Below are 11,816 nucleotides of genomic sequence, written 5' to 3'. Positions count from 1 at the left end.
TTTAGGCGTGTGCCTTGATCTGTGCCACCAGCTCTTGTAGGCCTTCGCGCAGCAGCGCTTCAGGGATGGTGAGCGGAGGAAGCAGGCGGATGACGTTGCCGTCGAGGCCGCAGGTCAAGATGAGCACACCGTTTTGCTTGCAGGCGGCGGCTGCCTTTGCGGTGAGCTCGGCGTTGGGGGCGCCGGAGGCGTCGACAAGCTCAAGGGCCATCATGGCGCCGTGGCCGCGCAATTCGGCTACCACGTCCAATTCGAGCAGCTCGGCAAATTCTTCGCGAACGATCTGCTCGATTTCGAGTGCGCGCGCATTGAGGTCGAGGTCGCGCATCTGGTCGAGTGAGGCCAAGGCTGCGGCACAAGCCACGGGGTTGCCGCCGTAGGTGCCGCCGAGGCCACCGGGGACGGGAGCGTCCATGATTTCAGCGCGGCCGGTCACAAGCGACAGGGGCATGCCGCCGGCTACACCCTTGGCGATGCACACCAGGTCGGGTTCGATGCCGAAGTGCTCGCTGGCGAACCACTTGCCCGCACGGGTCAGGCCGGCTTGGATTTCGTCGGCAACAAAGACCACGTCGTTGGCTCGACACCAGTCCACGATGGCGGGCAGGAAGCCCTCGGCGGGGACGATGAAGCCGCCTTCGCCCTGGATGGGTTCGATGACGACGCAGGCGAGGTTTTCGGCGCCGACTTCCTGCTCGATCATCTTGATGGCGCGATCGGCTGCTTCTTTGCCGCTGAGGCCATCGCGAAGCGGGTAGCTCATGGGCGCGCGGTAGACATCGCCGGCGAATGGTCCAAAGCCGGTCTTATATGGCTTGTTCTTCGCGGTCATGGCCAAGGTGAGGTTGGTGCGCCCGTGGTAGCCATTGTCAAAGACCACCACGGCGTTTTTCTTGGTGTAGGCGCGGGCGATCTTCACGGCGTTTTCTACTGCCTCGGCACCGGAGTTGAGCAGCACGGACTTCTTATCGAAGTCGCCGGGGGTGAGTTCGTTGAGTCGCTCGGCTACAGCAACATAAGACTCGTAGGGAGAGACCATGAAGCTGGTGTGGGTGAAGTGGCGTGCAGATTCTGCAATGGCTTCAGCAACGTGCGGGTTGGAAGCGCCGACGGTGGTGACAGCGATGCCTGAAGCGAAGTCGATAAAGGAGTTGCCATCGGCGTCGACAAGCACTCCGCCATCAGCGTCGACGACAAACCCCGGCAGGCCAGGAGCCAAGGCTCGAGCGACGGCAGCTTGTCGACGTTCATCCAACGCCTTGCTTTGCTGACCGGGCAGCTCAGAGGCTACGCGACGCTCCTGCGCCAAGCGGTACTCCAGATCTTTCATTCCACGCCTTTCTTGGGTGTTTATGGTGCACAAACGGCACCACGGGTGAGGTGTCCTGATGAGTGTATAACTAAACACGCAAAAACCGTGACATAATCGTCAAAATTTGTTTTTCGTGCCCTACCCCATAGCCTCCGAGCGCCCCCACAAACCCCAAGGACCCCACCATGGACACACCCCGCACACTCACGGTCACCGCCGTCCAAGCCAACCCCCTGCTCATTGGCGAACCCCTCGAGCACTTCAAAGAACAAGCCCAAACAATCCTTGAACAACACCCCAAAACCGAGCTGCTCGTCTTTCCTGAACTGCACCTTTTTGGCGACGGCAACCCCGACCAAGCCCGACGCAGCGCACTCGAAGCAGCAGCCGAAGCACTCGACGGACCCCGGGTACAAGCGCTCAAAGCCATCGCAGCCGAACTCGGCATCTGGCTCGTACCCGGCAGCGTGTGCGAACGCGGAGCAAACGGCGAACTCTTTAACACCCAACTGGTGTTATCCCCTCAAGGGGAACTCGTTGCCAGCTACCGCAAAATTTTCCCCTGGCGCCCGCACGAACCCTACGACATCGGCGATACCTTCGTTACCGCCAAAGCCGCAAACACCACCCTCGGCCTGCATATCTGCTACGACTCCTGGTTCCCAGAAACCACACGCCACCTCGCGTGGATGGGAGCAGAAATCATCCTCAACGTAGTCAAAACCACCAGCGAGGATCGAGCCCAAGAACTCATCTTGGCCAGGGCGAATGCCATCGTAAACCAAGTGTTTTTCGTCAGCGTGAACGTCGCAGCGCCCACCGGCAAAGGCCACAGCATGATCGTCGCCCCCGATGGCGATGTCATTGCGAGCGCTCGGGGCGAAGGCCCAGAGGTGCTCAGCGCCACGTTGGATTTGGATGCGCTACGCCACATCCGCGACCACGGAACTGCGGGAGTAAATCGCCCCTGGGCTCAATTCCGCGACACCGACCCGGTGGTACCGCTGCCGCTTTACCAGGGAAGGATCGACCCGGCCACCTGGAATATTGAACCTGATGAGCCAGGTAAAACAACCGATTCCGAAGCAAACCCATCCTGAATTGCTTGGCGCATACCTCTAACCAAAGGCGACCCCAATGAGTGAAGAATCGTTTCAACTAAAAAGGACGCTCAAGACGAAGGCCTTGGTGCTTTTCGGCTTGGCGTATCTCACGCCGATGGTGGTGCTATCGATCTTCGGCGTGATTTCGGTAGCAACCCACGGTGCAGCCCCGGCGGCCTATCTGGTGGCGATGATTGCCATGCTCTTTACCGCCCATTCCTACGGGCGCATGGCCAAGGCGTACCCAGTTTCAGGCTCCGCCTACACCTATGTGCGAAAAACCATCCAACCGCACGCAGGCTTCATGGTGGGGTGGGCAGTGCTGTTGGATTACCTCTTTTTGCCCATGGTGATTTGGCTCATTGGCGCTTCCTACCTAGGTGCCCAATTCCCCGCCGTGCCCAAGCCTGTGTGGATTTTGTTATTCATCGCTTTGACCTCGGTGCTCAACATCGTGGGAATCCAAGTGGCAGAGCGCGCCAATACCCTGCTCATGGCGTTCCAGGGCCTGGTCATCTTCTTCTTTGCTGTGCTCAGCATCCGCTTTATCCTCCACAGCGACGCCACCGCCTTTAGCCTCGACCCTTTCATCAACGATCAGTCCGGGCCGGGCTACATCGTGGCAGGTGCCGCCATCGCCGCGTACTCATTTCTTGGTTTTGACGCAGTCACCACGCTGACTGAGGAAACGATTGAGCCAGAAAAGCGCATGCCCCGCGCAATCTTCTTAATCGCCCTGATTGGCGGGCTGATCTTTATTGCCCTGGCCTACCTGGCGCAGTTGGTTCACCCCGGTTTTAGCTTCCAGGACCCCGATTCCGCCGCCATGGATCTTGCGCTCAACATTGGTGGCACCGCCTTCGGTGCGGTGTTCCTTGCCGGGCTTGTGCTTGCTCAATTCGCCTCCGGCATCGCAGCACAGGCCAGCGCCTCGCGCCTGCTCTACGCCATGGGCCGCGACGGTGTGTTGCCCAAAGCGGTATTCGGGCGCCTTTCGCGTTTTTCCACCCCGGCGGTCAACGTGCTAATTTCCGCCGCCGTTGGCCTCATTGCGATCGTCATGAGCGTTTCTACCTCAACGTCTTTTGTAAACTTCGGCGGATTCGTCGCCTTCGCTTCTGTCAACCTTGGCGTGATCTTCTACTTCTTCCGCCAACGCGGCCAGGGCACCACACTCAACGTCTTTTCCTACGCCATCGCACCAGCTATCGGCGCAGTGGTGTGTATCGGATTGCTCACCCAACTCGACATTCACGCCAAGACCATCGGAGTGATCTGGTTAGGCATCGGCGTGGCCGTCCTCGCGGTCGTAACCAAGGGCTTCAAACGTCAGCCACCAGAAATGAGCGAGGTATAGCAAAAGCTCCCGGCCGCATTGACGATCCGGGAGCTTCAGTGATGTTTAGCTTTGCTTGTCGACGTCCCCCTGTACGCCAAGATCACCCTCAATCACCACATTGCCGGGGATGACGATATTGCCCTCAGCATCCTGCTCCAGAGCCACCACGGCGAGTTCGTTGCCTTCCTCGTCGTAGCCCGGAGCTGGCATTGCCTCATGTGCTTCCAGCTTCTCGGGAGTATCTGTCTTCTCCCAGCGGCGGGTCTTAATCGCGCGTTCTGCCGCAGAGTCGTCCATCATGCCCTTTACCAGCGAGTACATCATGATGAATTGGGTGATAAAGAAGGGGAAGGCAACGATGATCACCACTTCCTGGAGGGTCTTAATGCCCACACCAGGAGAGATGATGAGCAAGGCACCAGCCACCGCACCGATGGCAACCACCCACAGCACGCGATACCAGGTGGGGGTCACGGCCTCTTCGCCAGTGGCGAACATGTCGTTAATCATGCCGGCAGAGTCCATGGAGGTGACGAAGAAGATGATCACCACCACCAGCGCAAGCACACTTACAGCACCGGTCCAGGGATATTCCTGAAGGAAGCCGAACAGAGCGAAAGGCACGTCGCCTTCTTCAACCACCGGGATCGAGAGTTTGCCTGGATCGCTGAGCTCAATTTCTACGCCCGCACGGCCGAAGATGGCGAACCAGATCACCGAGAAGATCGCCGGCAACGCCAACACGCCACCGATGTACTCGCGCACAGTGCGCCCGCGCGAAATGCGGGCGACGAACATGCCCACGAAAGGCGACCAGCAGATGGTCCATGCCCAGTAGAACACCGTCCACTTGCCCTGCCAACCGGGGTTATCGCCGAAGGAGTCAGTCCAGAACATGATTTCTGGCAATTGATCCGCATAAATGCCGAAAGACTCAGCGGCAAAACGCAACAGCGTAAGGGTTGGGCCTGCGATCAACACGAAGATCATCAGCAGCACGGCAAGACCAATGTTGAGATTGGACAAGGTCTTAATGCCACGGTCTAAGCCCACGGCCACCGAAATGCAGGCCACGCCAGTGATAATCACGATGATCATCAACTGAGCCCAGCTCACCACCGGCACATCCCACAGCATGTTCAGGCCAGCATTGATTTGCAGCACACCCAAACCAACCGAGACTGCGATACCGAAGGTGGTGGCGATGATGGCCAGGACGTCGATAAGCTTGCCGGGAACGTCGTAGATCTTCGAACCCAGAATCGGGGCAAACACCGAGCTCACACGCGGCGGCAGCTTGCGCTTATAAATGAAATAGCCCAACGCAAGGCCCGGCAGCGCCAAAATGGCCCACATGTGAATGCCGAAGTGATAGAAGGTGTAGGCAAACGCCTCACGAATCGCAGCTTCGCTCATCGGATCCGCATCCTGACGAGGCACATTCACCGCGTGATTCAAAGGCTCAGCAACGCCCCAGAACATCAACACAGCACCCACGCCACCGGCGAAAAGCATGGAAAACCACGCCGGCAAACTGTACTCGGGCTCGCCGTCATCATCACCCAAGCGCAAACGGCCATAGCGAGAAACGAACACGGCGATCAAGAAAATGAAGATCACGCTCACGCCGGAGATATACAGCCAGCCGGTGGTGCGCATCAGCCCCTGCGCCACGGTGCTAAACGCATCGCGAGCGGTCGTGCCCAGCAGGATCGTCAGCAAGACGAAGACGACGATAAAACCCAAAGAAGCAAAAAAGATGAAGGGATCCGACTTCACACCCCTGCGCTTCTCCGACTGGCGCACACCAGCCGTATCACTCTTTTCAGACAAAATAATCAACTCAAATGGTTCAAACGGTCGGTTACGGTTGCTAAAGATTACGCCAAAACGTTCATCATTTCTTATCGAACCCCCAAAGGCACACCCCATCGACACCCCAGGTATGCGCGCTAATTTTGCCCACGAAGCAATTATTGGCTCAAGGTTTTCCACCGGCCTGGAGCGCAAGGGATTGGTGGGGTTTTGGGTGGGTTCTGGGGCGGGTTCTGGGGTGATTGTTGGGGTTGGGTTCTGGGGCTGGTTCTGGGGCGGCGATACCTCCATCTGAGGCACTCCCCACTCCCCTTTTCGCTGCCTGAAGGGCAAAGGGATATCCTCAAACGCATGCCTCAACTCCGCACAGCCGCAGCGGCACTGGCACTGACCTGCGGAATCGCAGCCTGCAGCGCTGGCGAAACCGCCACACAAACCAGCCAATACAGCGCCGATACCCCCGGCACCGTCGTCATTGGGCTTAGCACCGCACCCGCATCCCTCGACTTCACCACCACCGCGGGCGCGGCTATTCCTCAAGCACTCATGGACAACGTCTATGAAGGCCTCGTGCGCATCTCGCAGACCGGTCGCATTGAAGCAGCGCTCGCACAGCGGTGGGAAATTTCAGATGACGGAAAGACCTATACCTTCCACCTCCGCCAAGGAGTGACCTTCTCAAACGGTGAACCATTCGACGCGAATACCGCCAAGTTTTCCATCGACAGGGTGCGCTCCGATGCGTGGAGCAATGGCTTGAAGTCGAAGATGGATGTGGTGGACTCCACCCGGGTGATCGACAGCAACACGCTCGAAGTCACACTGAAACACCGATCCAATGACTGGCTTTGGAACATGGGCACCCTTGTGGGCGCGATGATGCACCCGGCGGGCGTCGACAAGCTTGAAAGTCAACCAATCGGCACCGGGCCTTATGAGGTGGAACGGTGGGCGGTTGGCGAGTCGCTCGCATTGAAGGCGCGGGCGGATTACTGGGGCGAACCTGCGGCCAATGAACGCGCGGTGCTGCGGTATTTTGGCGATGCCACGGCGCTGAGCAACGCGGTGCGCACCCACGATGTCAATGCGGTCGTAGGCTTGCAGTCGCCTGAGCTTCTCGACGCAATCCGCGCCGACGAATCGCTAAGCGTGGAAGTCGGCACGACCAACGGCGAAGTGCTGCTCAGCATGAACAACCAGCGCGCCCCCTTTGACGATGTGCGCGTGCGCCAAGCGGTGATGTACGGGGTGGATCGTCAAGCCATCATCGACACCACCTGGGAAGGCTATGGGGTCGATACCGGCGGCGTGCCCGCAGCACCGACGGATCCTTGGTACTACGAGTCGCAACGCTTTCCATACGACCGACAGCGTGCGCTCGCATTGATGAAAGAAGCGAACGCCATCGGCACCAGCATCACCATCTCCGTGCCCTCACTGCCCTATGCGCAAACAGCATCCGAGCTGCTGTACTCGCAACTCAGCGAGATCGGCTTCGACGTCCACATCGAATCCGTGGAATTTCCAGCCGTGTGGCTATCAAAGGTGTATCAAGGCAAAGACTACGACCTATCACTAGTCGCACACGTCGAAGCCCGCGACATCCCCACCATGTTCGGCACCGCCGAGTACTACCTCGGATTTAACGACGCAGAAGTACAACGCCTGCTCAACCAAGCCGACACCGCCGCCGAAGACGACTACATTCCAACGATGCAACAAGCCATCGAACGCATCGTGGACCAAGCAGGAGCAGACACCCTGTACAACCTGCCCAGCATCATCGTCACAAAAGACGTCAGCGGCCTTCCCGTCAATGCGGTCGGCGACGGACTCGAACTCGCCCAAGTACGCAAGGAGGATCGATGAAACTTCGCGCCGTGGCCAAGCACCTCTCGCGCTACGCCATCACCCTCATCATCGCCAGCGTGCTCATCTTCCTCGCGCTTCGCATCATCCCCGGCAACCCCGCCGAAATCGCACTCGGCGTCACCGCAACCGAAGAAAGCGTGGCCAAACTCGAAGCCGACATGGGCCTCGACCAACCCGCCTGGCAGCAATACCTGCACTGGGTCACCGGCATGCTCCAAGGAAACTTCGGACAATCCATCGTATCGGGCGCCGACATCTCATCAATGGTGCTCGACCGGCTTCAAGTCAGCCTGATCCTCGTCACCATCGCCATGGTGCTTGCCTTAATCATCGCAGTGCCCATGGGCATGTGGGCCGCGCAGCGGAGCGCTCGCATTGACGGCGTGCTCGTCAGCGCGCTCAGCCAAATCGGCATCGCCATACCCAGCTTCCTCACCGGCATCCTGCTCATCGCCCTATTTTCTGTGCACCTTGGCTGGCTGCCACCCAATGGCTGGGTGGTGCCACGAGAAGACCCAGGCGCCTTCCTCGCCCGCATCATCTTGCCGTGCGTAGCGCTTGGCCTGGTCCAAGCAGCAATCATGACCCGCTACGTGCGCACCGCGATTCTCGACATCCTCCACAACGACTACATGCGCACCGCCCGCGCCATCGGCCTAAGCCCCGTGCAAGCACTATTCCGACACGGCCTGCGCAACGCCGCCCTACCAGTGCTGACCGTCGCCGGCATGCAACTGACCTCGCTGCTCATTGGCGCCGTCGTCATTGAAAAAGTGTTCGTCATCCCCGGCCTGGGCTCAATGCTGCTGCAAGCAGTAAGCAACCGCGACCTGCCCACAGTCCAAACGACAGTCATGATGCTTGTCGTGCTCACCATCTTCGTCAACGCGCTTGTCGACGTCACCTACGCCCTCGTAGACCCACGCACCAAAAGGAGCAGCCGATGAAAAGCCTCAACGCCAACGCTAAGGCCGGTCTCTTCGTCATTGCGTGCGTACTGGCCGTCGCACTCCTCTCCATTTTTTGGACCCCCTACGACCCACTCCACGCCATCCCGAACGAACGCCTTGAAGGATCCAGCGCACAACATTGGATGGGAACCGACCGTTACGGCCGCGATGTGCTTTCTCAAATCATGGTCGGTTCGAGGATTTCACTGCTCGTGGGTGTCGTTGCCGTGACAGTGGCCGCAGTAATCGGTGTCCCGCTCGGAATCGCCGCTGGGATGAACCGCGGCGTGTGGGATGCAGTGATCATGCGCCTATCCGATGTGCTGCTTGCCTTCCCAGCGCTTCTGATGGCCATCGTTGCCACGGCAATGTTTGGTTCGAGCACCACCACTGCAATGGTGGCCATTGGCATTGCGAGCGTTCCGGCCTTCGCGCGAGTGACCCGAGCCTCAACCATGCGAATCATGTCTCAAGACTTCATCTTGGCCGCCAAAGACGCCCAGCGCAGCACCTTCTCCATCGCCATCCGCCATGTGCTGCCGAACATCCTCGGGGTGGCCATCGTCCAGGCTTCGATCGCGTTTGCCCTGGCCATCTTGGCCGAAGCGGGGCTCAGCTTCCTCGGGCTTGGCACTCCGCCACCAGAGCCATCATGGGGACGCATGCTCCAAAGCGCACAGTCTTCCTTATCGTCTGCCCCCTGGCTTGCGATTTGGCCCGGCGCTGCCATCGCGCTGACCGTCCTCGGCTTCAATTTGTTCGGCGATGGTCTGCGTGATCAAGTCGATCCCCGACACGAAACGAGCGTACGCGCATGAAGCTTCTCGACGTCCAGCGCTTATCAATTGCAGGCATCGTTAAAGACATAAGTTTCGTCGTCAAGCCTGGTGAACGCGTAGGAATCATCGGTGAGTCCGGTTCTGGAAAAACCTTGACAGCCCTCGCGATCATGCGACTGATGGATCCGGATGCCGGCAAAATTTCACTCGACGGCGCAGATTTGACCGCATTGAAGGAACCCGAGCTGTGTCGCGTGCGCGGGAAAGATATGGCAATGGTGTTCCAGGAGCCGATGACCGCGCTGGATCCGCTCATGCAGGTTGGGAAGCAAATTCGCGAGGCTGCGAAGGTGCATCAACGGCTCAGCAGGAAGGAAGCGAACGCACGAGTTGAACAAGCGCTCAAAGAAGTCGAGCTCGACGCCTCGATCGCGGGGCGGTATCCGCACGAGCTTTCTGGTGGTCAACGCCAAAGAATCTTGATCGCCATGGCGTTGATCAATAATCCTCGCCTGCTCATTTGCGACGAGCCCACAACAGCATTGGATGTGACGTCGCAAAGGGCCGTTGTGGAACTGATCTTGCGTTTGGCTCAAGACCGCGGCCTACTTTTCATTTCGCACGACCTCGGACTCATTGCCAACACCTGCGAGAAAATTCTGGTGATGCGCAAGGGAGAGATTGTCGAGCGCGGAACCACACAAGAAATTCTTCACAATCCGCAGCACGAGTACACGAAGATGCTGATCAGCGCCTCCACATTGCAGTCCGCGCGGCCGGCCAGATATCAAGACACGATCGTCACCGTGGATGGGGTGAATCGTCAATTCGGGCGTTCGACGGTAGTCAAGGACGTTTCGCTAGAAGTTCGCCGTGGTCAGAGACTCGGAATCGTCGGCGGGTCAGGCTCAGGTAAAACCACCCTCTTGAGGATGATCGGCGGTTTACTAGAACCAACTTCAGGTTCATTGCGCGTTCAAGGAAGCACCAGGACAGTATTCCAAGACCCGATGAGCTCGCTCGATCCGAAAATGACCATCGCCCAAATCCTGGCGGAGTCTGCACCCGAAGCTAGCACCGCTGAAATGCAGGAAGCCCTGGCCGAGGTCGGCATCGAACCGGACGCATTGACGAAGTTCCCGCATCAGTTTTCCGGCGGCCAACGGCAGCGAATATCTATTGCGCGCGCATTGATGGGGCGACCCGACATCCTTCTGGCTGATGAGCCCGTCTCAGCGTTGGATGTGTCAGTGCGCGCGAAGGTGTTGGGTCTGTTGGACCGTTTGGTGGAGAGTCACAACCTGACCATGGTGTTCGTGTCGCATGATTTATCGGTCGTGCGCGCGGTGTGCGATAGCGTCGCTGTCATGCACCAGGGTCGCCTGGTGGAATACGGGCCGACTGAGGAAATTTTCCAGTCGCCAGGGCATGCTTATACCAAGCAGCTACTCGAGGCGATTCCTCGACTGGATTAGGCGGCTGAGCGCCTCTTTTGCACTCGCTTGGCTTCGTGGCGCTGCCAGGATTGGCCGAACATCGGCGCTATTGCGGCTTCGCCTGCTGGGCGGGTTGTTTTGGTGTTGCCGTTGGGGAAATGCCATGTGGTTACGCGGTGTTCGTCCATGGAGTATTGGACGCGTCCTGAGGTTTTTTGCGTGTGGTGGAAGCGACATAAGCAGGCGAGGTTCGCTGCGGTCGTTTTGCCGCCTTCGTCGTAGTTGATCACGTGGTCGAGGTCGCACTGGTCTGCAGGAGTTGAGCAGCCCGGGTAGCGGCAGGTGCCGTCGAGAAGCTGGACGGCGGTGCGAATCTCAGGAGTTGGCCGGTATTGATCGGTCTCAGCGTTGTGGTTGATTGACCGTTGCTTGTCGGCTTCCAGTGCGCCTGCGAGCCCACCGGAAATAATATGCTGAACGCCTGTCGGGTCGGCGAAGGTATTGAGCGTGATGGAAGTGAGTGTTTTGCTTTCAAGCAGGCGCACAAAACCATCGGCGCTTGACTCATCATCGGCGCGTTCATGCTTGCGTATTCCCAGCTCAAGTCGCTTCGCCTCGGCGTCGCTCAGCGTTGCACTAAACCGCGTTAAACCGTTGTGGCAGCGCGTAAAACGCGCCCGACGTTTAGTTTCCTGCGGCTTCATTGCGGCCTCGGGGTCTAACGTGGCAATAAACGCCCGGAGATGTTTCGCCACAGTTTGAGCCTGCGCCAGCACCTCGTCGGCATGCTTTGGCGTGAAATATTCTGTTAAAAACTCATCTAATGCATCATGGAATTCTGGTTTTACCGCCATCACTTGCTTTTCGACGACCGCAAGCCTGTGAAAATTCACGTGATACCAAGCGCGCAAACAGGCTAAGAATTTAGGGAATCGGCGAAGCATCTCCCCAATTCTCAACGCCTGCCGCGCTTCACCTCGGCTGATATTCATCGACGTGGCGACGTCGGCAAGCTGGGTATGAAAATCCTGATCACCATGCGGCGGATGCTGGACCCAAAACTCGATGGTTTGCCGGTTGATCTCGCGCTGAAAATCCGCGAAATCCCCAGATTGCATGTGAACGTAATTCCCCTGCTGCATAGTGGTTCCCCCTCAATGACCACGAACATTGCCTTACAAAACCGAATACTAGAACAACTTTTCGATTC

At 58.4% G+C, this 11,816-nt stretch carries 9 protein-coding genes; 6 read left to right on the top strand and 3 right to left on the bottom strand.

What is annotated here, in order from left to right; genetic code table 11:
- Position 1 precedes the first annotated feature (1 nt).
- Positions 2–1,330, bottom strand: coding sequence for a 4-aminobutyrate--2-oxoglutarate transaminase (gabT, locus tag CPPEL_RS03160; RefSeq protein WP_123959778.1), 1,329 nt, complete (start codon positions 1,328–1,330; stop codon positions 2–4).
- Between the two features lie 167 nt (positions 1,331–1,497).
- On the opposite strand from gabT, the gene CPPEL_RS03155 reads away from it, so the two are divergent.
- Positions 1,498–2,412 (top strand): carbon-nitrogen hydrolase family protein, encoded by a 915-nt coding sequence (locus CPPEL_RS03155; RefSeq protein WP_123959777.1) that lies wholly within the window; start codon positions 1,498–1,500, stop codon positions 2,410–2,412.
- 37 nt (positions 2,413–2,449) lie between these two features.
- A complete protein-coding gene (locus CPPEL_RS03150; RefSeq protein ID WP_123959776.1) occupies positions 2,450–3,772 on the top strand; it encodes an APC family permease in 1,323 nt (440 codons plus the stop codon).
- A gap of 45 nt (positions 3,773–3,817) precedes the next feature.
- On the opposite strand, the gene CPPEL_RS03145 is transcribed toward CPPEL_RS03150, so the two are convergent.
- Positions 3,818–5,587: a BCCT family transporter gene (locus tag CPPEL_RS03145; protein ID WP_245990493.1), complete on the bottom strand. Its 1,770-nt coding sequence runs from the start codon at positions 5,585–5,587 to the stop codon at positions 3,818–3,820.
- A gap of 333 nt (positions 5,588–5,920) precedes the next feature.
- Here CPPEL_RS03145 and CPPEL_RS03140 point away from each other — a divergent pair, with 333 nt between their 5' ends.
- Genes CPPEL_RS03140 through CPPEL_RS03125 form a run of 4 tightly spaced genes read left to right on the top strand, consistent with a single transcriptional unit; the run spans position 5,921 to position 10,645 of the window.
- Positions 5,921–7,438: an ABC transporter substrate-binding protein gene (locus tag CPPEL_RS03140; protein ID WP_123959775.1), complete on the top strand. Its 1,518-nt coding sequence runs from the start codon at positions 5,921–5,923 to the stop codon at positions 7,436–7,438.
- The gene (locus tag CPPEL_RS03135; protein WP_123959774.1) at positions 7,435–8,388 is read left to right on the top strand and encodes an ABC transporter permease; all 954 of its coding nucleotides are present in this window, start codon (positions 7,435–7,437) and stop codon (positions 8,386–8,388) included. Before CPPEL_RS03140 ends, CPPEL_RS03135 begins: the two co-directional genes overlap by 4 nt.
- Positions 8,385–9,209 carry an ABC transporter permease gene (locus tag CPPEL_RS03130; RefSeq protein ID WP_123959773.1) on the top strand — a complete coding sequence of 275 codons (825 nt, stop codon included), beginning with the start codon at positions 8,385–8,387 and terminating at the stop codon, positions 9,207–9,209. Before CPPEL_RS03135 ends, CPPEL_RS03130 begins: the two co-directional genes overlap by 4 nt.
- Positions 9,206–10,645, top strand: a complete 1,440-nt coding sequence (locus CPPEL_RS03125; protein WP_123959772.1) for an ATP-binding cassette domain-containing protein — start codon at positions 9,206–9,208, stop codon at positions 10,643–10,645. The genes CPPEL_RS03130 and CPPEL_RS03125 overlap by 4 nt, the downstream gene beginning before the upstream one ends.
- Here CPPEL_RS03125 and CPPEL_RS03120 read toward each other — a convergent pair.
- On the bottom strand, positions 10,642–11,748 hold the full coding sequence (locus CPPEL_RS03120; RefSeq protein WP_123959771.1) for an HNH endonuclease signature motif containing protein: 1,107 nt from the start codon (positions 11,746–11,748) through the stop codon (positions 10,642–10,644). The genes CPPEL_RS03125 and CPPEL_RS03120 overlap by 4 nt on opposite strands.
- Positions 11,749–11,816 lie beyond the last annotated feature (68 nt).

This window comes from Corynebacterium pseudopelargi (assembly GCF_003814005.1).
Classification (GTDB): Bacteria; Actinomycetota; Actinomycetes; order Mycobacteriales; family Mycobacteriaceae; genus Corynebacterium; species Corynebacterium pseudopelargi.
Note: the sequence above shows the minus strand (reverse complement) of the source record. Positions and strands in the feature narration are given on the sequence as shown.